The sequence below is a fragment of the Collinsella sp. LCP19S3_C9 genome (assembly GCF_052121575.1).
Lineage (GTDB): Bacteria > Actinomycetota > Coriobacteriia > Coriobacteriales > Coriobacteriaceae > Collinsella.
The window spans coordinates 41951-66319 of the sequence record NZ_JBQKDZ010000002.1 but is presented as its reverse complement, the minus strand read 5'-3'; the positions used below and the strand labels follow the sequence as shown (position 1 = coordinate 66319).

At 60.4% G+C, this 24369-nt stretch carries 18 protein-coding genes; 12 read left to right on the top strand and 6 right to left on the bottom strand.

Annotation, left to right across the window (positions count from 1 at the left end; genetic code table 11):
* Position 1: 1 nt before the first annotated feature.
* Positions 2–1279, bottom strand: coding sequence for an AAA family ATPase (locus ACTQXI_RS01325; RefSeq protein ID WP_441548160.1), 1278 nt, complete (start codon positions 1277–1279; stop codon positions 2–4).
* Between the two features lie 322 nt (positions 1280–1601).
* Here ACTQXI_RS01325 and ACTQXI_RS01320 point away from each other — a divergent pair, with 322 nt between their 5' ends.
* The 5 genes from ACTQXI_RS01320 (at position 1602) to ACTQXI_RS01300 (ending at position 9304) form a co-directional block, all read left to right on the top strand.
* Positions 1602–2570: a hypothetical protein gene (locus ACTQXI_RS01320; RefSeq protein ID WP_441548159.1), complete on the top strand. Its 969-nt coding sequence runs from the start codon at positions 1602–1604 to the stop codon at positions 2568–2570.
* 60 nt (positions 2571–2630) lie between these two features.
* On the top strand, positions 2631–5312 hold the full coding sequence (gene pglZ, locus ACTQXI_RS01315) for a BREX-1 system phosphatase PglZ type A (protein ID WP_441548158.1): 2682 nt from the start codon (positions 2631–2633) through the stop codon (positions 5310–5312).
* An 11-nt stretch (positions 5313–5323) separates the two neighbouring features.
* Complete coding sequence (gene brxL / locus ACTQXI_RS01310; protein ID WP_441548157.1) at positions 5324–7642, top strand: protease Lon-related BREX system protein BrxL; 2319 nt, start codon at positions 5324–5326, stop codon at positions 7640–7642.
* A 78-nt stretch (positions 7643–7720) separates the two neighbouring features.
* On the top strand, positions 7721–9085 hold the full coding sequence (locus ACTQXI_RS01305) for a hypothetical protein (RefSeq protein ID WP_441548156.1): 1365 nt from the start codon (positions 7721–7723) through the stop codon (positions 9083–9085).
* A gap of 27 nt (positions 9086–9112) precedes the next feature.
* On the top strand, positions 9113–9304 hold the full coding sequence (locus tag ACTQXI_RS01300) for a hypothetical protein (protein WP_441548155.1): 192 nt from the start codon (positions 9113–9115) through the stop codon (positions 9302–9304).
* Between the two features lie 326 nt (positions 9305–9630).
* Here ACTQXI_RS01300 and ACTQXI_RS01295 read toward each other — a convergent pair whose 3' ends face one another.
* On the bottom strand, positions 9631–11232 hold the full coding sequence (locus ACTQXI_RS01295; protein ID WP_441548154.1) for a potassium/proton antiporter: 1602 nt from the start codon (positions 11230–11232) through the stop codon (positions 9631–9633).
* A 307-nt stretch (positions 11233–11539) separates the two neighbouring features.
* Between ACTQXI_RS01295 and ACTQXI_RS01290 the strand changes: the two genes are divergently transcribed.
* Positions 11540–12379, top strand: a complete 840-nt coding sequence (locus tag ACTQXI_RS01290; RefSeq protein ID WP_441548153.1) for a metallophosphoesterase — start codon at positions 11540–11542, stop codon at positions 12377–12379.
* Between the two features lie 316 nt (positions 12380–12695).
* Here the strand turns inward: ACTQXI_RS01290 and ACTQXI_RS01285 are convergent, their stop codons facing one another.
* Positions 12696–14270, bottom strand: coding sequence for a lipopolysaccharide biosynthesis protein (locus ACTQXI_RS01285; protein ID WP_441548152.1), 1575 nt, complete (start codon positions 14268–14270; stop codon positions 12696–12698).
* A gap of 178 nt (positions 14271–14448) precedes the next feature.
* Here ACTQXI_RS01285 and ACTQXI_RS01280 point away from each other — a divergent pair, with 178 nt between their 5' ends.
* The 6 genes from ACTQXI_RS01280 (at position 14449) to ACTQXI_RS01255 (ending at position 20998) form a co-directional block, all read left to right on the top strand.
* Positions 14449–16020, top strand: a complete 1572-nt coding sequence (locus ACTQXI_RS01280) for an L-lactate permease (protein WP_441548151.1) — start codon at positions 14449–14451, stop codon at positions 16018–16020.
* Positions 16021–16282: 262 nt separating this feature from the next.
* The gene (pckA, locus tag ACTQXI_RS01275; protein WP_427719537.1) at positions 16283–17953 is read left to right on the top strand and encodes a phosphoenolpyruvate carboxykinase (ATP); all 1671 of its coding nucleotides are present in this window, start codon (positions 16283–16285) and stop codon (positions 17951–17953) included.
* A 224-nt stretch (positions 17954–18177) separates the two neighbouring features.
* Positions 18178–18897 (top strand): B3/B4 domain-containing protein, encoded by a 720-nt coding sequence (locus tag ACTQXI_RS01270; RefSeq protein ID WP_441548150.1) that lies wholly within the window; start codon positions 18178–18180, stop codon positions 18895–18897.
* A gap of 163 nt (positions 18898–19060) precedes the next feature.
* The gene (locus tag ACTQXI_RS01265; RefSeq protein WP_154515655.1) at positions 19061–19510 is read left to right on the top strand and encodes a MarR family winged helix-turn-helix transcriptional regulator; all 450 of its coding nucleotides are present in this window, start codon (positions 19061–19063) and stop codon (positions 19508–19510) included.
* 119 nt (positions 19511–19629) lie between these two features.
* Complete coding sequence (locus tag ACTQXI_RS01260) at positions 19630–20484, top strand: DegV family protein (protein WP_441048219.1); 855 nt, start codon at positions 19630–19632, stop codon at positions 20482–20484.
* A gap of 193 nt (positions 20485–20677) precedes the next feature.
* Positions 20678–20998, top strand: a complete 321-nt coding sequence (locus ACTQXI_RS01255) for an MGMT family protein (RefSeq protein WP_441048218.1) — start codon at positions 20678–20680, stop codon at positions 20996–20998.
* 420 nt (positions 20999–21418) lie between these two features.
* Here ACTQXI_RS01255 and ACTQXI_RS01250 read toward each other — a convergent pair whose 3' ends face one another.
* The 3 genes from ACTQXI_RS01250 to ACTQXI_RS01240 form a co-directional block, all read right to left on the bottom strand.
* Positions 21419–21712, bottom strand: a complete 294-nt coding sequence (locus ACTQXI_RS01250) for a DUF6485 family protein (protein ID WP_195838532.1) — start codon at positions 21710–21712, stop codon at positions 21419–21421.
* Positions 21713–21933: 221 nt separating this feature from the next.
* Positions 21934–22983, bottom strand: a complete 1050-nt coding sequence (gene trpS, locus ACTQXI_RS01245) for a tryptophan--tRNA ligase (protein ID WP_441548149.1) — start codon at positions 22981–22983, stop codon at positions 21934–21936.
* 159 nt (positions 22984–23142) lie between these two features.
* Complete coding sequence (locus ACTQXI_RS01240; RefSeq protein ID WP_441014800.1) at positions 23143–24342, bottom strand: MraY family glycosyltransferase; 1200 nt, start codon at positions 24340–24342, stop codon at positions 23143–23145.
* Positions 24343–24369: the final 27 nt, after the last annotated feature.

Sequence of the window (24369 nt, the reverse complement as noted above, 5' to 3'; positions counted from 1 at the left end):
CTTAGGACACCTTCTCAACGTAGGGTACGGCTCCGTAGGCACCATAGAGGTAACGGTTGATTAGGCTTTCGTCCTTTCTGGGGGAGAAAGAGGAGAGTGGATAGATGTCGGAAGAACCGCTCTGCGGATCCTTCTCGACAAACCAAATTTGGTCTCGACGAAGTTTGCCACCCCTCAGGAAGGACAGGTCATGCGTCGTAAAGATGAGCTGTGCTCCGTGTTCGTTGAGGTCTGGATCGAAGAAAAGTGCCACAAGGCTTTCGAGGAGCATCGGGTGGAGGCTGCGTTCGACTTCGTCGACGAACAAGGTTCGGCCGGCATCGATGGCATCGATAAAGTCGACTGCCAGGTCGAGCATGGTCCTTGTGCCCAGGGATTCGTCGTCAAGGCCAAAGCCAACGCTTTGGCCGTCAATTTCGTGACGGAACTGCATGGCGACCTTTTTGTCGGGTATCTCGACGCCGTTGGGTTTTTGGCCCGTGAGCGCTTCGAATACGGCGGCGAGTTTGTCGGCGTTTTCCTTCTGGGCGCTCTTTTCGTCTTCGGTCATGTCGTCGACTTTAAGCTGCACCCCGGTAATGCCCAGGTCTGCGGAGCTAATGGCCTTGATGACCTTTTTGAATTTAGCCTCGCCCAACGTAGCAAGCTTGTCCATAAGCTCCGCATCGGGAATGGGGGCCTCGCGATTGGCTACAACCAGGTCGTCGGCAAACCAGCGCATCGCCTTAACGCAGGGCTCTATACCGTAGTTTGCAAGCATGCCAAGGACAAACCCGGGATCTGTATAGCCCTTGAGCTTGGTAGAGATGCCGGTATATTTGGAACCTTGCTTGACGGAGTACGTGCCATCGTCATTGCGGGATCTTTCGTAGACAAGACGTTTGGCCTTGGGGCTTACGCTGAGTCTCTCACTGAGGGCGCCATCGTCGTCTAGAGCGAATTCGTATTCGTAGCGTGTGCCGTCGGTGTAGAACGTATAGCTAAAGCTCGACGGATCGCTGTTGCCGACAAAGCTTTGACGTCGGGGCAGATGGGCCGGATGCGTAATACCTAAAACGAGGTTGCGAGAGAAGTGAACCGCTCGCAATAGATTGGTTTTTCCGGAAGCATTGGGGCCGTAGATGGCCGCCGCGGTAAGCACTCCGTCCGTGCCGGTGCCGGGAATGCTGCAGGGGTGGACATTCTCCTGATGCTCCTTGTAGGAATTGACGGGCAGCATTGACAATACGGCCTCGTCCTTAATGGAGCGGAAGTTTTTAAAGCTGAACTCTAACAACATAAGGAGCACCTCCTAGTTGGTTGTAAGCAACATACTATACGCTTTTTTGTGGAATAGTCACAATATTACGGAAAATAGTGACATCTATGCCATTTGTGCTACCGCTCGCACTTGTTGCTCAACAAATGGTGGAGCTGGTGGAGTAAGTTAATACATACTGGCTGCAAAGCTTGGTTCGTCTGTAATGGGCGGGTCCTGAAAATGGTGCTCGTGAATGCTCTGCATAGGGCGCCATAAGCTTTGCTGTCGGGTAGACTTGTCTATGTTGACTTAGCTAGTTTTATTGGGCTTTTAATCGGTCCTGATTGGATGGGATAGAGATATGGCAACGTTGCTCGCCGATAAATACGAGGCTCGCAAGGCCGAGGTCAATGCTCGCTTTGAGCAGCTTCGTGCTAACGAGGAGGAGCTCAACCGAATCTTCGCCAAGATCTACAACATGGAGGGCGAGGTGCCCATCGAGGTCGAGGACAAGTACGTATCGGTGGCGCGCATCTTCGATACCGCCGACGAGATTCCCGAGAGCTACAAGGGCAACAAGTACGTGCGCACCAAGCGCGACGAGATCACCTCGCTTATAAGCTATGCCGTGGGCTGCATGTTCGGCCGCTATTCGCTGGATGTGGATGGTCTGGTCTTGGCCGACCAGGGTGCCACGGTCTCTGACTATCTGGCCAAGATGCCCGATCCCGATCACGTGACCTTTATGCCCGACGGCGACAATGTGCTGCCCATCACCGATGACGAGTACTTTGACGACGACATCGTGCGTTACTTTATCGACTTTGTGCGCACCGTGTACGGCGAGGAGACGCTCGAGCAGAACCTGGCCTTTATTGCCGAGGCGCTCGGCGGCAAGGGCACCTCGCGCGAGGTGATTCGCACCTACTTTTTGAAGGACTTCTTTAAGGACCACTGTCAGACCTACAAGAAGCGTCCCATCTACTGGCTGTTCGACAGCGGCAAGAAGAACGGCTTTATGGCTCTGGTCTACATGCACCGCTATACGCCCGACCTGCTGGCGCGCATTCGTACTGACTACGTGCACGAGCAGCAGGAGCGCTATCGTTCGCAGATCGCCGACGCCGAGGACGCACTGGCCACGGCCGAGCGCGGCGAGAAGGTCGCGCTGACCAAGCGCATCAAAAAGCTCAAGGATCAGCTGACCGAGACCGTTGCCTACGAGGAAAAGCTGCATCACCTGGCCGACCAGATGATCAAGATTGACCTGGACGACGGCGTTAAGGTCAACTATGCCAAGTTCCAGGATGTGCTGGCAAAGATAAAATAATGCACACGTGATTACGCGTTACGCGAATTGTTTTGACCGGTATGACAGTGGGATTGTTAGATGGCAAAGTTCGATGTAATTGAAGAGCTGGCGGCGCGTTTTGAACAGCCGCTGCCCGATTGCCGTGAGCGCCGCGTGGTGGTGTGGCACGACGCGGAAGGCGAGTTTGCCGCCACGTTTGCCGAGCTTTCCGAGGGCGGCTTTGGAGAAGCGGTAGAGCAACGCTTGCCGCGTCCGGTGCGCTTTGTGGAGGCTTGCGACGGGCATATGTTTGAGGTCAAGCGCCTTATCGCCCGCGAGGACACCACGAGCGACATGCTGGTGTATCGCCAGCAGGGGCGTGGTGGCCTTGAGGGCGATTGGCTGGCCGATGTTGAGCTGTACGCCGATCAGTTCTCGGCGGACTATCTGTCACTGCTGGCCGATCAACTGGGGGCCTCCAACGCGCGGGATATTCGCAAGGCACTGCAGGCGCACAAGTCGTTCTTTGCCGCCAAGGGCCGCGTCGCCAAGTTTTCTAAGTGCATGCCCGCGCCTGCGTGTGCGGCCGATGTTGAGCTGGGCCTGCTGGCTGCCATGTTTGGCGGCTCCGATCCCAGCGCTGCCACCATGCCGTTTATTGTGCGCGCGTGCCTGACTATGCTGCTGCGCGATGGCCCGGAGGCGCTGTCGGAGCTGGCGCAAAAGTTTGAGGCCGCCGACAGCCTTGCTGCCTTTGTGCGTCAGCGCACGGGCTTTGAGGGAGCGCTGTTCGAGCGCGATTCGCTCCAGGATTTTGCCGCCCATGTGCTGCTGACGGCTTCGGCCTCGCTGGTGCCAGCGGCTGCGCTGCAAAAGCTCTCCAACCATATTGTGCCTGCCTATGCGCCGTATTGCATTGCCGTTGTCCGCGAATGGGCGGGCGATGCTGCGGCGTCTGATGACCTGCGCGAGATTTGCGAGCTGGTCCAGGACGCGTGCGGCCTGCGCCATGTGTTTGGTGCTCTGCCTACCGACGATCTGCTGCGCCTGGATGTGTTTCCGTGCGTTGACGAGGCCATTTTGAGCGACCTGCTCGCCTCGATGGCGCAGGGTGCCGATCGCGTTGACGAGGCCCGTCGTGTTGCCGCGGCCCGTCGCGACCTGTGCTGGTACGACGATGTTGCCTGCTACTACCAGGTGCTTTTGGCGCTGGCCGACATGGCAGCCTTTAAGCGCGACCATGCGGGCGGATTCCACATTGCCCAGGCGGCCGAGGTATGGGAGGCCTATACCACAGATTGGTGGCGCATGGATGCGGCTTATCGCGCACTGCGCCAGGCCAACGAGCGCTGCAAGCTTCGTGGTGTCGACCTGTTGGAGGAGCCCGAGCGCCGCGCGGTCGAATGGGCCGAGAACAACTACGTTAACTGGTATCTGACCGAGAGCAACGCGTGCTGGGCCAATGCCGCCCAGGCGCAGTGGCGCGATGCCGGCTATGTTGAGGGTGTTGCTCGCCAAGACCTGTTTTATTGGGAGACGCTGCCCACGTATACCGGTAGTGCCAAGGCCAAGGTGGTCCTGATTAGCGATGCGCTGCGCTACGAGGTGGCGCAGGACGTGGCTGCCGCTTTGGAGCGCGAGCGCGGCGGCGAGGTGCGCATGGGTAGCGTGCAGGCGATGTTTCCCTCTATTACCGAGATGGGCATGCCGGCGCTGTTGCCGCATCAGGCCATGACGCTCAACATGGAAACGGGCGCCGTGCTGCTCGATGGCATGCCGACGGGTTCTACGGTCGAGCGTCAAGCGGTGCTGCAGAAGGCCGCGCCTACGGGTCGTGCCCTGAGTGCCGCGGCGTATCTGGACATGTCTGCCGCCGACCGCAAGGAGCTGCTCAAGTCCAGCGAGATCGTGTACCTGTATCACAACAAGATCGACGCGACGGGGGAGAAGCTCGCCACCGAAAGCGACGTGTTTGATGCATGCGCCGAGAGCGTGGACGAGCTGGTCTCGATCGCCAAGCGCGTGTGCACCGACGCGCCAGGCGCCCGCGTGACGATCACATCCGACCATGGCTTTTTGTACACGGCCAACGAGCTGCCGGAATGCCTGTTCCTGGGCAAGAACGACCTGCCCGACGATCCGGTGCTGTTTGGCAAGCGCCATGCGGTGGTCGCTCAGGGCGACACCTTGGCCGATATCGCTAACGGCGCGGACGTTAGCCCGTGTTTAGCCATGAACATGGACCATGTGGTGCCGGGCGGCGGCTACGTTGGCTTGGCTCCGCGCGGGATCGTGCACTACAAGCGACCCGGCGGAACCAAGCGCTACGTGCATGGCGGCGTGAGTCTGCAGGAGCTCGTGGTGCCGGTGGTCGGGTATCGCCGCCTGAGCGCCTCCTCAAAGGAATTCGTTGATACGCAGACTGCGAAGCTGCGCGTGCTGAGCGAGAGCCGCCGCGTTACCAACTCGCTGTTTGGCATTAAGTTGCTGCAGGAGGAGGCCGCTACGGGCAAGGTGCTGCCGTGTGAGTACGAGCTGGTGTTTACCGACGAGACCGGCAACGAGGTGAGCGATGTTGCTCGCGTGCATGCGGACATGACTTCGCCCAACCCGCAGGACCGCGTGGTCGAGGCTCGCTTTACGCTTAAGACGGGTGTGTCGTTTGGGTCCGGCTCGTCCCATTTGCTGGTTTGCCGCGACGCCCAGTCGGGCAAGATCGTTTGGCGCGAGACGTATACCATCGCTGTTTCGTTTGCCCCTGTTGCTGACTTTGGTTTTTAGGAGTGTGCCCTATGATTGATAGCCATGACGACAATCTGTGGGAAGTTCCCTCGATTGATGTGGATGTGCCTGCGGAGGCTGCGGCGTCCGTTGAGGCTGCGGCGCCTGCCCCGGAGCCGGTGGAGGCCGTCGCGCCCGTTGAGGACGAGTCCTCGACCGATGGCTATGACCAAGCTGTGGCCGAGGCTCCCGAGGATGAGGGCTACGACATGGACGGGCTGGACGGCAAGCTGCTCGAGCACTTTGCTGGCAAGATCGTGCGCAAGGACCTGACGGCCCTTATGAAGCGCGGCGCCAACGTTCCCACCTTTGTGCTTGAGTATCTGCTGGGCATGTACTGCTCAACCGATGACGAGGAAGCCGTGGCAGAGGGCCTGGATCGCATCCGCAGGATCCTCACCGATAACTACGTGCGTCCCGACGAGTCCGAGCGCATTAAGTCCAAGATCCGCGAACTGGGCCGCTTTACCATCATCGATAAGGTGACGGCCAAGCTCGACGAGTACAAAGACATCTACGTGGCATCGTTTGCCAATCTGACCATCGAGCCGTTTGTGATGCCGGCCGAGTACGTGCGCGACTATTCCAAGATTCTGCAGGGCGGCATTTGGTGCATCATGAGCATCGAGTATCGTCACCCCTTGGATGAGGAAGACGAGTTTGGCATGGAGGTCTTTGGCGACGATGCGCCGCGCCGCTCCAAGGCCAAGCGCAAAAAGCGCGGCCCCGAGGACTCTCCGTTTAGTGTGGCGTCGCTCACGCCCATCCAGATGCCCAACCTGGACCTGGATGCCATGATCGACGAGCGCCAGTATTTCTCGCGCGACGAGTGGCTCAACATGCTGCTGCGCTCCGCTGGTTATGAGCCCAGTGAGCTTTCCGAGAAAGAGCGTCTGCACTTTATCGAGCGTATGGTGCCGCTCATCGAACGCAACTACAACCTGTGCGAGCTGGGTCCCCGCGGCACCGGCAAGAGCCATATCTACAAAGAGGTCTCGCCCTACGCCATCTTGCTCTCTGGCGGCCAGACCACCACGGCCAACCTGTTCGGCCGCATGAACTCCATGCGCGCCGACCGCGTGGGCTTGGTGGGCCACTGGGATTGCGTGACGTTCGACGAGGTCGCCGGCATGCGTTTTAAGGACACCAATGCCGTGCAGATCATGAAGGACTACATGGCGAGCGGCAGCTATGCGCGCGGCCGCGACCAGATCAACGCCGATGCCTCCATGGTCTTTGAGGGCAATATCAACGACACCGTGCAAAACGTCCTTAAGACCACGCACCTGTTTGATCCGTTTCCGCCGGAGTTTAACAACGATTCGGCCTTCTTCGACCGTATCCACTATTACCTGCCGGGCTGGGAGATTCCCAAGATGCGTTCGAGCTTGCTGACCGGGCATTACGGCCTGATCACCGACTGCCTGTCGGAGTTTTGCAAAGAGATGCGCCGCAAGGACTTTACGCACCATATCGACCGTTACTTCCGCTTTAACAGCGACTTTAACAAGCGTGACGAGATTGCCGTGCGCAAGACCTTTAGCGGCCTGGCCAAGCTGCTGTTTCCCGACGAGGCCATGGACAAGGACGACGTGCGCTGGCTGCTGGACTACGCCATCGAGGGCCGTCGCCGCGTAAAGGAGCAGCTCAAGATTATGGCGGGCGTCGAGTTTATCGACGTTAACCTGGGCTATATGGATGCCGACAACCCGCAGGACGTGCACGTGGTGCGCGTGCCCGAGCAGAGCGAGGACACACTGATTCCCGACGGGCCGCTGCTGTCCGGTCACGTGTTTGGCGTGGGCAGGTCGCAGGGCGGCGAGGTCGCCGTGTACAAGTTGGAGAACAAGGCCGTTGCCGGCGAGTGCAAGTTTAAGCACGAGGGCGTGGCCTTTAACAAGCCGGTGCGCGATACGCTGGAGGCCGCGTTCGACAACTTTGTGAACCTGGCGAACCGCGTGGCGCCGGGCATGCACATTGGCTCCAAGGATTATCTGCTGTTCTACAACGACCTGCAGAGCAAGGGCCTGTCCGAGGAAGTTTCGCTCGCCGAGTTTGTGGGCCTGTGCTCCGCGGCGTGCAACCGCCCGGTGATGCCTGCGCTGGCGATTCCGGGAATCTTGCGCATGTCGGGCTCCATGGACGAGATCCGTGGGCTCGAGGACATTATGCGCGTGGCCAAAAACGCCGGCGCCAAGCGCGTGATTTTGCCGCTGAGCGCCATCGCCGGCCTGCAGAGCGTGTCGTCCGAGATTATTTCGGGCCTGAGCCCGGTGTTCTACATGGATGGCGACCCGGTCGACGCCGCGAAAAAGGCTCTGGATCTGTAGGAGTGCGGGCGTGCGGGGCGTCTGGTGTTCGGGTGCGCCGCGTACATGTTGGTGCGTAGTGCGTGAGGAGGCCTTGCTATGGCGGGCGAGCGTTCTGTTGGTGAGCTGCTCGACGAGCTGTTTGGCTTTGAGTCGGTAGCCAAGCGTCAGACGGCGCTTGAGCAGTACGATCGCGGGGAGCTGGTGCGCAAGGCGCGCTCCCGCGAGCTGCTGAGCGTGCTTAGGGGTGTCGAGGCTGCCGAGCGCGCTGCGCGCGAGTCTGCCGTGCGGGCTGTTGATACGTACGTGCGCCGTGTTGAGGGCGCTGCCCTTGCGCGGGCTCGCAAGCAGGTGGGCATTGTCGGTCCGCTGCAGATGGAGCGCCGCTATGCTGCCTTTTTACGCATGGAGGACAAGGCCGAGCTGCTGGCCCGTTTGGAGCAGACGCTTGCGTTTATCGAGGTAAAGCTGCGTGCGAATACGGCGGACAAGGTCCGCGCGGCGTACGATGCCGCGGGGGCTATGGTGCTACGGGACGCGGCGCGCCTGAATGGCGTGCGCGTTGTGGATGCCGTGCCTTTGGATGCCGACCTGCTGTGTACGCAGCTGGAACAGTTGCGTTGTGCCGCCGATGCGACGGACCTTGCGGGTATGATCACAGCGACGTTTGAGTCTGAGCTGAGTGCGACTGGCTCGCAGCGCGCCGGCGGGTCTGCGAGTGATGTTGCTGGCGATGTTGCTGGTGACGTGGCGTTGGAGCGCGAGCTTACCAACGTGCATGGCGCTGCGCAGCGAGCGCGCTTGGCGGCGCAGGCATATCGGGCCGAGCGCGCCGCCCGCGTTGCGGGGAGCACGGTGGAGCCTTCAGGGCTGCCCGAGCCTGCGTGCGTTGCGTGCGAGACGGCGTGCGATACCGGTTTGCTTTCCGAGTTGCTCGCTCAGGTTAAGAAGTCGTTTGAGACCTACCGTCGTATTGTTGCCGACGGCGGGTTGTTCTGCGCGTTTGGCTCTGGCTCGCCGCATGGGATTTGCAGGGGCTCGAGCTATGTTGACTATGATTCTCGGCTTGACGAAGACGTGCTGGTGGGCGAGTACGATGGCGCTACCAGGCACGATGTTCGGCGTGAGGTTCCGATTCCCGAGCTGGTGGATGAGGCTTCGGCCGAGGGCGGCGACTCGCTCGAGGTTGCCGTGGCACGCATGCGTGAGTTTAACGGGCGTCGCTACGATGGTGTGCTGGATGAGGATCCCACGCGCCATGTGAATGCGTTTTGGTATGGACTCAAAAAGCTCAGTCAGTATTGCGAGGCCGCCGTGCGTGTGGATGAGCGTGCTTGGGATTGCTTTATCGATAAGGTGCAGTTTGCCTACGATGAGCCCGTGGGGCGCCTGGCCATGCAGATGGACGACAAACAGGCGGCGGCTTTTGTTGCTGCTGTGGATAAGCTTAGCGCTGCTGAGTAGGAGCCTGGCCTGGTAGGAGGTTTCACCATGAAGATCGAAGTTGATGTGGACCAGCTGCGCGAGAGTCTGCTCGATCGCGCGGGGAGTGCAGCAGGCGTGGGCTTTCCTGCTGCCATGCTCGACGTGATGGATATCGAGGATGAGTCCCCTCAAGAGCTTCTAGCCCGAGCCGAACGCGAAGGCCTCGACCTCCGCGACTTTGCCGCGGGCGATGACTAGGATAGCTAATTTGAGACGGAGCGTCTGCACCCGCAGCTGCGCGAACATGCACGATAAACCGTCGTAATGGAGTTTAATGACCTCGCGACTGTTCTATTTTGATCGCACGCTGGCTAAGTGAGTAGACTTTATTGGAAATCCTGAGCACACGACTAATTTGCTTCAACAAACCCGCAGGTCACAGACTTGTGCTTTGGTGACATGGTCGGCGATTCGGCAAAAGTCTACTCACTTAGTTATGAGAGGCGCTAATTGTTCGCAACGAGACCCCAGCCGGGGCGATTGATGCTCAAATGTAGCCAATTCGGGATGGCTGTCCCTTGCCGCTACGACGCCAGGGTGGCGATGACGGCTTTGTCGCCGGCGTATATATGGGTGTTGCCGTCGGGGATGATCGTTTGGCCGTCGCGCTTGAGCATCACGACGATAAAGGGGTGCTTGCCTTGTGGCACATCGCGCAGGCGCAGCCCCGCCAGGCGGCCGTGGGGTGTCACGGTGACCTCGCGCAGCGTAACCTCGGCACGCTCTTCAAACGTCGGCGCGGCCATAACCAGAAGGTCGCCTTCTTCAATTACGGTATCGCCGTTGGGCAGCACCGGGTGTGCACCGTCGCGCAGCACCAGGACTACGAGCATGTCCGTGGCACTGCCGATGTCCGCGAGCGAGCGACCGGCAAACGGATGGCCCGCGCCCACCTTGAGCTTGACGAACGACATGCCGTCCTCGTCGCGGTAATCGTTAAAGGTGCGGCGCACGTCGCCGGCCGCATCGATCATGTCGAGCTTTTTCGCCACTGCCGGCAGCAGCGAGCCCTGCACCACAATGCTCGCCACGGCAATCACAAACACCAGGTCAAACAGGTCGTGACCGCCGGGAACGCCGGCCACCACGGCAAAGAGGCTAAACACGACCGAAGCCGCACCGCGTAGGCCCGCCCAGCTTACAAGTGCGACCTGGCGAGGGTTTGTCTTAAAGGGCGCCAGCAGCAGACCGACGGCGATGGGGCGGCTCACAAAGAGCATAAACGCCATGAGTGCCAGGCCCGGTAGCAGCATTTGCGGCAGGCGCGCGGGCGTCACGAGCAGCCCGAGCAAAAAGAAGATGGTCATTTCGGCCATCTCGGTGAGGGTGTCAAAGAAGTGCGCCAGCTCGACCTTACCGGTGATGTCGCTCGCACCCAGCACAATGCCGGCAAGGTACACGGCTAAAAAGCCGTTGCCGCCCAGATAGCTCGGCAGCGCGTAGGCGACGATCGCCACGGCGAACAAAAAGATGGTCTGCGCGCCCTCGGCCGTTGCGTGTGCGCGCTCGATCAAGCGGCCAGATGCCCAGCCGATGACAAGGCCCAGGCCCACACCCAGGATGATCTGCTTGGCCAGCAGCACAGGGATGTTAATGTCGCCGCCGGCCGCAAGGGTTGCAAGCACGGCGGTGAGCATGTAAGCGACGGGGTCGTTGGAGCCCGATTCGACCTCGAGCAGCGAGTCGGTGCCGTCCCTCAGCGAAAGGTTGTGCTCGCGCAGCACGCTAAAGACGCTCGCTGCGTCGGTCGACGCCACGACCGAGCCCAGCAGCAGGCCGCCGATCCAGTCGAAGCCCAGTGCGAAGTGCGCAAAGGCGCCGGTGATGCCGGCGGTGACGACGACGCCGAGCGTGCTCAGCAGCACCGCGGGCACGGCGACAGGCTTGGCGCGGTCGATGTTGGTGTTAAAGCCGCCGTAGAACATGATGAACAGCAGCGCCGTGCTGCAGACGGTTTCGGTGAGCGCATAGTCGCTAAAGTCGATGTGCGCCGGACCGTTGACGCCCAGCAGCATGCCCAGCGCGATAAAGATGAGCAGAGTGGGGAAGGGGAGCTTTTTGCCGACGGGTTTGATGGTCAGGCACAAAATGATGACGAGGCCGATAAAAAGAAGTAGCTGGTTCATGGATAGTGTCCGCTCCTGGGTGGTTGGCGTGGCACGGTCAGTTATCTGCGGTTATTTGTACCCAAAGATGGTGGGTTTATGGGGGCGGATTGCGGGCGTGTGCGTTTTCGACACGAGGCTGCGGCGTGTGCGACGTTGGTCGGGGAGCAGCTGCCGGCGGTGCACCGAGAACGGCGCGCGCGGGCGTTGGCGACGCGGGGCCCTTCCCAGCTTTATTGCAACGGAGTACAATGGGTAACGTTTAAGTTCAACTTGAAGTTTTAGTTGTGGCTCCGGGCTTCGGCCGTAATGCAGGGAAAGGCGTTCCATGGCGATCTATGTGACATCCGATGCTCACGGGCACGTGCGCGCGCTGGACGAGGCCCTTTCCAAGATCTCGCTAACGTCCGACGACACGCTGTACGTGTTGGGTGACATGATCGATCGCGGTCCCGATCCGGTCGGCGTCATCAACTTGGTGCGATCGCTGCCCAACGCTCACGTGCTTAAGGGCAACCACGAGCAGATTATGCTCGACGCGATCATCGGCCAGGACCCGCTCGATGCCGAGACCTGGGATATCAACGGCGGTTGGACCACGCGCCAGCAGCTCAACGAAATGGAGTTTGAGGCATACGAGGAGCTGGTGCGCTGGGCTGCTGCCCTGCCGCTCTATGCGGTGGCAGAGACTGCCGAGCGACCGTATCTGCTGGTGCACGCCGGTATTCAGACCGAGGCAGCGCGTGCGTTTTTGCTTGAGCATGGTTTCGATTGTGCCGACGGCAGGGGAGCGGTCGATGCCGATAGCGAGTTGCTGCAGCAAATGCTCGCCGTGCAGTCGTCCGATGACTTGCTGTGGATTCGCCATGGCTATTGGGATGCCCCGACGGGGCTGCTGTCTTCCGAGGGCAAGGGTCCGGTCGTGGTGAGCGGTCACACGCCCACGGTGTCGCTCGGGCGCTATTGCGAGGTAGGCGGCCTGGCAGGGCTCGATGAGGAGTCGGGGCGCGGACAGATTGTGCGCCTGGGCGGCGAGGATACCGCCGGCGTGTCCGATCGCATCGATATCGACTGCGCGGCGGCCACCGGTTCCGAGTTCGGCCGCGTCGGCATCCTGCGCCTGGATGATGGTGCGGAGTTCTATGCGAACATTCTGCCCGGCGAATAATCGGTGCAAAGGGTAGCTAATTTGGAACGGGGCTTTTTTGACTACTTTTGCCCTTCTGCCCATCAAATGATTTTTCTGGGCGGGGATTACATAATCATTTGGCTGCCCGCTGGCTAAGTGAGTAGACTTTTTTGGAAATGCCGAGCACCCAACATATTTGCTTCAACAAAACCGCAGGTCACAGACTTGTACTTTGTCGGTGTGGTCGGGGATTCGGTAAAAGTCTACTCACTTAGTTTTGCGTGATGCATATTGTCCGCAACGAGACCCCAGCCCGGGTGATTCCATCGCAAATTCCGGTGACCGGGGCAGCTAATTAGGCGCCGTACGGGTTGCGGGCTCGTTCTATGCGCTGGCGAATGTGAGCGTACTCGACAATCAATAGCACCAGCAGTAGGGCCATGATAGCCAGGTAGCTCACGACGGCACCCATCAGCCCCAGTAGGTTGATGAGGACCATCGGCACCACCACGCTCACGGCAAAGCAAATGAGGTAGATCTTGGTGACATCGTCGGCGTGGCGCAGCACTGTGATAATGGCGTAGATAAAATCGATGGCTGCGGTGATGCCGCCGGCGACGACCATCAGCAGCGCCAATGTGCGGTAGCGCTCAAAGTTGAGGCCGTACATAAAGCTCATAAGGGGAATGCCGGGGCCTGCCATAAACGCGGCGCATGCGCCAGTGATAACCACGATCAGCGCCATGACGGCGACAATAATTAAGTCAAAGCGGCGACGCTTGCGCGGGTTAGCCCAAATGCTCGACAAACGCAAGAGCTGCGGTTTATAGATAAATCCAATGCACAGCAAAATGGCCTGCGCCGGAAAGAATAGGGCATTAAAATACAGCTGATATTTGTAGGCCAGCGTGCCTTCCATCACAAATTTGGGCATGCTCTCGATAAGGTTGAACAAAAAGAGCGCGCCAAAGAGCGGGGCGCACTGCGCAAAGAGGCGGCCGACTTCGCGTATGCTCACGCGACGCGATTTTTCGGTCTCGAGTAGGGCGAGCGGGGCGGTGACCAGCACAAGCGAGGCAATGGCGGCGACGCCCATGGCCATGGCCGCGATGGGCATGCTGCGCGTAAGGAACAGCGCCACGCTAAAGACCGCGATGACGCCGGCGGAACGCAGCGTTTGGCTCATGCCGGCTAGGTAGAGCTTGTCGGCCTGCTGCAGGCGGCCCTCGTACACGTCCGCCACGCCATCGATCACCTTATAGAGGTAGACGCCCAGGCCGATCGTCGCCATCTGCGCGTCATAGCCGCGGGCGCTGCTGTACATGAGGCCGCAGCCTAGGGCGAGAGCTCCGCAAAGCCAGCGGTTGAGCTGGTAGGAGGCAAAGGACGTCTTCTCATCGATGTCCGAGACCTGAAAATTGCGTACGCCGTAGTTGCACGCGATCATGATGAGCGTGCCGGTGACAAAGGCGATGGAGAACTTGCCGGCTTCCTCGGCGCCTACAAGCTGCGTAGACACGATAGTGAGCAGCGGAAACGCCATGCCCCACACGGCGGTGCCGAGGGTATTCCAAAGGTAGTCGCGGCTGGTGGCGTGCTCCTCGTATTCGGCTTCTTGCGTGGAGAAACCGCCGCCGTAGACGGCGCCGAGCAGGCGGTTCCACCAGGCATTGACCATGCGGCGGACAGGACCGGGCTCGCGATCGCGCTCGTGCCGACGACGCGTGGCTTGGCCGCTATTTGGCCCGCCGGCGTTACGCTGGCTTAGCTCTTGGATGCGCGCGAGCTCCTCGGCGGTGTGCGAGGCGGGGAACAGGCCGTTCTCGATGCGTCCGCCCTGTCCGTGCGCCCCGCCCGATACAGCGGGGTTGGCGATGCCGTTGCGACGGGCGATGGCGCGGCGGATGCTATCGAGGGGCGAGATGCTCAAGGCGGGGTCCTTTCTATTACTGCGTTCTAGTATAGACGCGACGGTGTCACGCATGTTTTTGAACGGATTGTTCAATATTTTCGGGGGGCGGCAGTAAATTGTCGGTGAGCGTGCGGTATCCTGTTGAAGTTATGTGATACCACGATGCCGCCCGCGCGGTACCAAGGAGCTTCTACCTATGGACGTCGCCGCATTCTTGCTGGCTCTTGTGCCGATCATTTGGCTTGTCGTGATGCTGCTGTGCTTTAAATGGCCAGCTTGGAAAGCCGCCATCGGATCGTTTGTCCTTTCGTGCGTGCTTGCCTTCGCATGGTGGCACCTGCCGGCAGCGCAGATCGCGACCGCCTCGCTCGAAGGCTTTTTGATGGCCCTGTGGCCCATCGTTTTGGTAATCATCGCCGCGGTGTTCACGTATAACCTGTGCGTTCGCACGGGCGCCATGGACGTAATCGGCAGCATGATCACATCCATCAGCAGCGATCGCCGTCTGCTGGCGCTGCTTGTGGCCTGGTGCTTTGGTGGCTTTATGGAGGGCATGGCCGGTTTTGGCACCGCCGTTGCTATTCCCGCCGGCATGCTCGCGGGCCTGGGCTTTGAGGCCGTGCCCGCCGTGCTCATCTGTCTGCTGGCCAACGGCGTGCCCACGCCCTACGGCTCCATTGGCATTCCCACGGTGTCCGTTGCCGGTCTGGTGGGCCTGGACCCGCTGCATTTGGCGACCGTTCAGATGGTGCAGCTGGCGCCTTTCTTTGTGATGATGCCGCTGTTTATCGTGCTGGTTGCGGGTCGTGTCGCCGATGACCAGGGTAATGTTGCGAGCGTTGCCGAGCGCCTGAACGGCGTGGCGGGCATCGCCGTGCTCTCCGGCGTGTCCTTTGCCGGTGCGGCTCTTGTCGTTGCTATGTTTGTGGGTCCCGAGCTTGCCGTCGTCGTCGGTTCCATCGTTTCGCTCGCGCTGACAGCTGCGCTTGCCATGCGTGCCGAGAAGTCGGGGCATCTGGACGCACGCTTCCACATGAATATCGAGGCCGGCGAGCAGCTCACCGCTAAGTCGGCGCTTTCGGCTTGGTCGTGCTTCATCCTGATCTTTGTGCTGCTGTTGGGAACGTCTAACCTGGTGCCTGCCGTGCATGCTGCGCTCGCACCGTTTGCGAGCCAGGTGCAGGTGTATTGCGGCGAGAACCCCGGCACGCTCACGTTTTCGTGGATCAACACGCCGGGCGTCTGGATTTTTCTGGCGGCGTTTGTCGGCGGCGCCATTCAGGGTGCTTCGCCGCGCATGATGGGCAAGGTACTGGCCGCGACCGTCAAGCAGATGATGCCGACGGTCATTACCATGCTTTCGGTTCTGGGCTGTGCCAAGGTTATGGGCTATGCGGGCATGATCTCTTCGATCAGCGCGTTTTGCATTGCGGTCGCCGGTGGCCTGTACCCGATTCTGGCTCCGTGGATCGGCGCGGTCGGTGCGTTCGTGACCGGTTCGGGCACGTCTTCTGGCATGCTGTTTGGTCCCATCCAGAGCCAGGCTGCCACCGCGCTGGGCGTGAGCGACTACTGGATGGTCGCGCTGAACGCGCTTGGCGTCGCCGCCGGCAAGATGATCTCGCCGCAGACGCTTGCCATCGGCCTGGCCGCCGTGCACGTGCGCGGCAAGGATGCCGAGCTCCTGGGCGCCGTCCTGCCCTACGCCGCCGGCATGCTGGTCCTCATGAGCGCCATCGCCATGCTCGGCCAAGGCTTGCCGCTATAGTTGGCACTTAGGGACGCTCCTTTTGTGCCGGCATCCGGGGACACTCCTTGAATGTTGCCTGTTCAAGAGTGTCCCCAACGACTCGTCGTTTAAGAACGTCCCCAATGACTACCCAATGACTAGGCCGCTTGCCTGCGATTTTTGACCGTTGGGCGGGCTTGCCGCCCTTGCCGCAAAAACGTTTTTGCATATCGGGTACAACGGGCTTTACGTGAGTAAAGTGCGCGCCGCGCCCGCGTGACGCGCTTTTAAAGGAGGCCCCATGCCTGGTGTTACCCCTGCAGAAGTTCTGTCCAACTTTGGTATTACGCTGGTCGAAGATCCCGCCGAGAATCAGCCGCGTCTGCTGGTCGATCTACCTGCTGCGGAGCTCGTCGAGCACGCCATCCGCCGTGAAGAGGGCCGCATGGCATCCAACGGCGCGCTGGTAATCGAGACGGGGGAGCGCACCGGCCGTTCTCCCAACGACCGCTTTATCGTTGACACCCCCGATGTTCACGACAAGATCGCCTGGGGTGCCGTCAACCGCCCCCTTTCGATTGAGAGCTACGAGGCCATCAAGGCCGGCATCGTCGACTATCTCAACGAGCGCGACGTGTTCGTCACGCGCGGCATGGCGGGTGCCGACCGCAACCACACGCGTCGCCTGCTCGTTGCCTGCGAGCGCGCGAGCCAGGCGCTCTTCATTAAGCAGATGCTCGCCCGTCCGCTCGCTCGCGAAATTGCGCGCACCGGCGAGCCGGACTTTTGCGTGCTCGCGGCACCCGGGTACCAGTGCGACCCCGCCATCAAGGGCCTCAACTCCAGCGCCGCCGTGGTCATCAACTTCCAGGAACGCGTGATTCTGGTTGCCGGCACCGGCTACTCCGGTGAGATTAAAAAGTCCATCTTCAGCGTCATGAATTACCTGCTGCCCGTCGAGGACGATGTGCTGCCCATGCACTGCTCGGCCAGCATGGATCCCGTCACGCACGAGACCGCGGTGTTCTTTGGCCTGTCCGGCACCGGCAAGACCACGCTTTCGGCCAATCCCACGCGCCTGCTGATCGGCGACGACGAGCACGGTTGGTCCGACATGGGCATCTTCAACATCGAGGGCGGCTGCTACGCCAAGTGCGAGGGCTTGGACGAGTTTCACGAGCCCGAGATCTTCAACGCCGTTCGCTTTGGCGCGATCTGCGAAAACGTGGTGCTCGACGAGAACCGCAAGCCCAACTACGATGACGTCTCGATCACGCACAACACGCGCGTTGCCTATCCCGTCGAGCATATCCCCAACGCGTGGACCAAGGGCATGGGCACCACCCCGAGCGTCGTGCTGTTTTTGACCTGCGATGCCTTTGGCGTGCTGCCGCCTATCTCGCGCCTGACGGCCGATGCCGCCATGTATCACTTTGTGACGGGCTTCACCGCAAAGATCCCCGGTACCGAGGTCGGCGTCACCGAGCCCACGCCCACGTTCTCCTCGCTGTTCGGAGAGCCGTTTATGCCGCTCGATCCCATGGTCTACGCCAAGATGCTCGGCGAGCGTATCGCCGACGGTCGCACCCGCGTCTATCTGCTCAACACCGGCTGGATTGGCGGCGGTTATGGCGTGGGCCATCGCATCGAGCTTGCCTACACGCGCGCCCTGGTCGCACGCGCCCTCGACGGTACCATCGAGGACAGCGAGTTCTTGCACGACGATATCTTTAATGTCGACATTCCCACCACGTGCCACGGTGTGCCGGACGGCATCCTGGTGCCGCGCCAGTACTGGCAGAGCACAGCGCGCTACGACGAGGCCGCGCACAACCTGGCGGTGATGTTCGAGGAGAACTTCGAGAAGAAGTACTCGCACCTGCCCGAGTCCGTCAAGGCCGCCGGCCCGCACGCTCAGGTGTCCGCCGAGGCCCGTCATCGCGGCCGCGGCCTGCTGGGACTCCGCCACTAGCGTCGCCTCGAGTCCATATCCACCACAAAGAGGCAGGCGCCTTTGTGGTGGTTTTGCTCGTGTGGATGACTCGGGTTACAATGCGCCTGACATATCGTCCCCTTCTCCGGATGGGGACAGCGTAAGCGCTCTTGTGACGGCACCGTAGGACTTTGAAGGTGGCCGTTGTAGGGGCGCTTTTTGTTTAGGCGCTCGCGTTGGCGCGAATTGCGAAGGGAGCACGTATGAAGAGCTTTGTTGCCGAGGATTCATTTTGGGAGCTATTTCCACAGGCGGCGGTCGGTGTTGTGGTCGTAAAGGGCATGAAGCCCGCGGCTCAGATTCCTCAAGAGGACGTGGACGCGATTGCGGCGCTGCTCGATCGCGCCAATATCGATGCGGAGCGTCACCTGACAAGCGATACCATCAGCGAGAACGCGCCGGTCAAGGCTTGGCGCGAGGCCTATCGCCTGTTCAAGACTAAAAAGGGCGCCCGCTGCTCAATCGAGAACCTGTTTAAACGCGTGCTCAAGGGCAAGCCGGTCGGTCATATCACACCGGCGGTGGATATTTACAACACGGTGTCGCTGACCTACGCGCTGCCCGTGGGAGGCGAGGATTTGCACGCGATTGAGGGAGACCTTCGCTTGAAGGTGACCGACGGTGGCGATGCGTTCTTGCCGCTTGGCGAGGAGGCAGATGATCCGACGCTGCCCGGCGAGCTCGCCTACATCGATGATGCGGGTGCCGTGTGCCGCTGCTGGAACTGGCGCGACGGCGTTCGAACGGCCCTGTCCGACGATTCTGCCGATGCGTTCCTGGCGATTGAGTGTGTTGAACCCGAGCGAATGGGGGACTGTCAGGCCGCGATCGATCGCTTAGCCGAGCTGCTTGAGCGCTATCTGGGAGCGACGGTTGTCGTTAAGACGCTTGTGACCCGCGATAACCCGCGCGTGGAACTCTAGCTCGGGCCAAACCACCACACAAACCACCACAAAGGTGCTATCCCCTTTGTGGTGGTTTTTATGTTGATGAGTTAACAATTGGGATATTTGGGTACGGGGGTTCGGGCATGCGGCTAAGATGTTTACCCGTTAGCATCATGCAAGCGAAAGGCGGTCGTCTCCCATGCAGCAGAACGACGAGACACGTTTTGAGGACTTTGTCGGACTGATTAGCGGGCTCTACAAGGAGATCCAGCGCATTAAGGCATCTGAGGGCGCAAGGCTGGGCCTTAAGGGTTCCGATATCATGTGCCTGTACTATCTTGAGCGCAGCAAGGACGGCCTGACTGGTGCCGACCTCGCCCGCATGGCAGGCGTGACCCGCGCTGCCGTCTCGCGCACGCTGGCGCATCTGGAAGAGGGCGGCTACGTCGAGGTCGACGATTCGGGCGATGCCGCCGTTAAGTATCGCGCCCCGGTTCGCCTGACCACGTTGGGCGGCGAGAGCATGAATGAGGCCGATCGCATTATTCGCGAGGTGCTCGACGCCACCGGCAAGGCCATGGGCGTGGAGCAGCGTGAGCAGATGTACGCGTCGCTGCGTACGATTCTCGACACCCTGCGCGAGCTGTAGGGCCGCCTAGGCATTTGCTTTCCACTAACAACTGCATCGTCCCGTTTGAGCGCGTATACCGTGCCGGGGCATTGCTGTCAAAATTCCCTGCGCGGGACCTGCGCAAGAAAGGATTCGCTATGTCCGTCCGCATTATTACCGATTCCGCAAGCGATATGTCGCCGGCGGAGCACCCGGCACTGGCTGTTTTGCCACTGTCCGTTACCTTTGGTACCGATGTGTACATGGATGGCGTCGACATCGATCACCAGCGCTTTTACGAGATGCTCGTGGAGCGCGATGAGCTGCCCAAGACCGGTCAGGTCAACCCGTACGCGTTTTCGCAGGCTATCGCCGAGGTTCGTGAAGCCGGCGATGAGGCCGTGATTATTACCGTGGGCGCTAAGCTTTCCGGCACCAATCAGAGTGCCCGTACCGCTCTTGCCGAGGCACCGGGCGGCGATGTGTTCGTGGTAGACAGCAACAACGTCACCCTGGGCGAGCGCGTACTGGTCGAGTATGCCCTGCGCTTGGTGGACGAGGGCCGTAGCGCGGCTCAGATCGCGGCGGCGGTCGAGGCCGTGCGCGACCGCGTGGTGGTTATCGGCCTGCTCGAGACGCTGGAGTACCTGGTGCGCGGCGGTCGCCTGTCTGCTGCGGCCGGCGCCGTGGGCACGCTGCTCAACGTAAAGCCCGTGGTGGCTGCCGAGGACGGTCTGATCGTGCAGCTGGGTAAGGCGCGCGGTTCCAAGAACGGTCGCAACCTGCTGAACCAAAAGGTCGAAAAGGCGGGCGGCGTCGACTTTTCCATGCCGCTGGCGCTCGGCTATACGGGCCTTTCGGATGCGGTGCTCAGGAAGTATATCGAGGACAGCGCCGCGCTGTGGGCTGGCCACACCGAGGGCGAGCTGCCCGTTCACACCATCGGCGCCACCATCGGCACCCATGTAGGCCCCGGTGCCGTAGCCGTAGCCTTCTTCCAGCCTGCCAACTAACCGACCTGCCAAAAAGGGACAGGTTTATTTTGGCAGGTTTTATCTGGGCAAACGCTACCTGCCATGCCATGTGATCCCTCGGCGATGACGGGGTTGCGGACCATCGGCCTCACGGAGGCCGCAAATGATCCGCAACCCTGCCGTCCCCGAGGGATCATTTGATTTATGCTGTTGCGGGCGGAAAGGAGCATCGATGGCGTCTGAGGGCTTTTTTGAGCGGGTGTACGAGGTAGTCGAGCAGATCCCTGAGGGGATGGTTGCCACGTACGGCCAGGTGGCGCTGCTCGCCGGCCGTCCACGAAGTGCGCGGTACGTGGGGTATGCCCTGCATAGCAATCCGCGCCCCGGCGAGATTCCCTGTCACCGCGTGGTGTTTGCCGATGGTCGCATTTGCGAGGGCTTTGCCTTTGGCGGCCCCGACGCTCAGCGCGAGCTCCTGCTGGGGGAGGGCGTGGTGTTTGCCGATCCCATGCACGTCGACTTGGCTGCCTGTCGTTGGCCGGCTGGGTTATAGCGACTCTGCCGTGGCCAAAACCACCACAAAGGTGCCTGTCCTCTTTGTGGCGGAACGCTGGCTCCATTGATGTTTCCCCAGATAAAACCTGCCAAAACAAACCTGTCCCTAATTGGCAGGTTTACAAAGGTTAACTTATGCAGAAGGTGTGGCGGCGCGGTTTGATACGGCAAAGTAAACAATGGTGAACTATATTGTATTCAGCAACGGAGCAGGCCGTAGGCGATGAAAAAGCCTGCCCTGTTGAGTTTGATTCGCATTCCTCCCCTCTGTGCGATTCAACGGTGTACTTCAGGAAAGCGCCCGTCGGCTGCCATGGTCGGCGGGCGCTTTCCTGTAAGCATGGGGCAAACCCATCAGGTCTGTTATCCCATAATGAGGTACTGACGTTTGGTTTTAGGGGGGCACTAACTTTGATTGTTAGTCCCGCTTACAGCAACCGATCTTGGTAAATCCCTGCGGCGCTTCTTCGCCTGCGGGGATTCTTGGGCTGTCGCTTCCCAGATATGCTTCTACATGCCGCGCGAACGCTTGCCACGACCACTCGTCTTTATCGGCCTCAAGCCGATCGGGAGAAATCGCGTTGAACAGGCACGTTGGAATCTCGTGCTCGTGCAGATTCTTAGCGATACACGGTGTGCAGCCCTTCTCGTGGTTGACAGGGTTAAATGGGCATTTCCGGTCGTTGCAGGTACAAAACGCAACTGAGCTCATGGGACTCCTTCCGGTCGGTCGGGTCTGCCGTAAAAGCTGCCGCATGTTAAACAATAGGGTGTCATTGCTTAACAGGATATAGCCTCAAGGTACTTGCGACTTAGGGGTTCTGCCAAGCGGCTGAATATCTCGGCGACCGACCTCTGAAGAAAACAAAACCGCCGCAACGAGGATTGTGCCAATCGCGGCGGTTTAGTTTGAGTGTTGTTTATTGCTCTCGACTAGTACACCATGCCCATGGCGTCCTGAACCTCGGCCAGGGTCTGCTCGGCGATCTCGTTGGCACGACGGTTGCCCTCGTGCAGCACGTCCTTCACATAGTCCAGATCGTTCTCGTAGCGCTGGCGACGCTCGCGGATAGGTGCGAAGTACCCGTTGACGGCCTCGGTCACGTACTTCTTGAGCTGGCCGGAGCCACCCATGCCAATCTCCTCGGCAATCTCGACTTCGGAACGGCCAGTGCAGATGGCGGCGGTCGAAAGCAGGCCGGACACGCCGGGGCGGTTCTCGGGATCGAACGTAATCATGCGCTCGGAGTCGGTCTGGCTCTTCTTGATGCGCTTGGCCGTCTCCTCGGCGGTCATCGAGATATTGATGGCGTTGCCGTAGCTCTTGCTCATCTTGCGGCCGTCCAGGCCGGGCAGCAGCGGGGTCTCGGACAGCAGCGCGTCGACCTTGGGGAACACCTTGCCGTAGCGGTTGTTAAAGCGGCGGGCGATGGTGCGGGTGAGCTCGATGTGCGGCAGCTGGTCGCGACCGACGGGCACAACGTTACCCTTGCAGAACAGGATGTCGCAGGCCTGGTGTACCGGATAGGTGAGCAGAAGGCCGGTGAGCTCGTGGCCCGAGGCCTCCATCTCGGCCTTGACGGTGGGATTACGCGCCAGCTCGGCCTCGGAGACCAGCGACAGGAACGGCAGCATGAGCTGGTTGGCGGCGGGCACGGCGGAGTGCGCGTAGATCATGGTCTTGTCGGGGTCGATACCGCAGGCAAGGTAGTCCATGACCATGTTATACACGTTGTCCTGGATGTGCTCGGTGGTGTCGCGGTCGGTGATGACCTGGTAGTCGGCAATGAGCACGTTGGTCTTGGCGCCCATATTCTGCAACTCCACGCGGCCCTTGAGGGTGCCAAAGTAGTGGCCTAGGTGCAGACGGCCGGTGGGGCGGTCGCCGGTAAGCATGGTGAACTTCTCGGGCGTCTTGGCCAGGCCCTCGCGAATGGCGTTGCTCTTTTGCAGCGCGACTTCGTAGCTGTTCTCGTTTGGCATGATTGCTCCTAACGTATGTTCATGGGTCAAGATGATAACGCGTTTATTGAGAGGGGCGGGCGAAAGTGGGCAAGGGGGTGGTAAGGCGAGACATGCGTGGCGGTCGAGGCGCGGTCACGAGCGGCCGACGGTAAGCAGACCAACCTTCTGCAGCAAACCTTAATGCCTGTGGTGGCGCTCTCCCTTACGCTCCTCGGCCGCTTGCTCCTCCTGCTTAAAGGCGGGGTCGTCGGGGGTTATCAGCTCGTCTTCGTGCGTGCGCTTGTTGTAATGGTGGCGTAGCACGGGCTCAAACAGGTGCAGGTGCTTGGCGAAGGCTGCCGAGCCAATGCCAAGGACGGTAAAGATGAGCACGCGCATGGGGACTTCGACCTGGTTGATGGCGGCCGCACCGGCCGAAAGCAGGACACACCAGGCATAGATAAGCAGCACAGCTTGCTTTTGGTTATAGCCCTCTTGAATGAGGCGGTGGTGGATGTGGCCTTTGTCGGCCTGTCCAATGCTAATGTGGGCGCGCTTGCGGCGCACGATGGCGCTAAACGTGTCGATGATGGGCACACCGGCAACGATGAGCGGAATGATAAGCGAGGTGAGCGCGGCGGTGCGACTCACATTAAGCAGCGAAATGGAGCCCAGCGCAAAGCCCAGCAGCAGCGACCCCGAGTCGCCCAGAAAGATGCTCGCGGGGTTGAAGTTGTAGCGCAAGAAGGCCAGGCAGGCGCCAAACAACGCGATGGAGAGCGCGGCGGCATCGATGCGGCCCGAGAGAACGGCCATCGAGAACATCGTGAACGATGCGATGCCGCAGATGCCTGTGGCCAGGCCATCGAGGCCGTCGATAAGGTTGATAATGTTGGTGAACGCCACCAGGTAGACCACGGTGATGGGATAGGCAAGCCAGCCGAGCATAATCTCGCCGGGGGCAACCGGGTTGACGATGACGCCGATTTTTAGGCCACCCACGCAGGCGATGAGCGCGGCGAGGACCTGGCCGGCGAGCTTTTGCTTGGGCTTAAGCTGGAAGACGTCGTCGATCGCGCCGGTCGCAAAAATGACGGTAAAAGAAAGCGCCAGCATGGGGTAGCTAATGTGCAGGCGCGGATGCGGGACCAAGACGGGCGGCCAGCCCAGATGCCAGGTGCCCATAATCTGAACGATGCAGGCAACGACCAGGCCCAAAAAGACCGCCGTACCTCCCAAGCGCGGGATGGGCTTGGTGTTGATACGGCGTTTTGAAGGATAGTCAACGGCGTCGAGCTTGATTGCCAGACGTTTAACCAGGGGCACCGTGAGGAAGGTCGTGATATATGCCGCGGCTGCCACGCAAAGGAACGGTATGTAGCTCGTGGATGAAGCCATGTATCAAAAACCGCCAAGCGTCGAAGG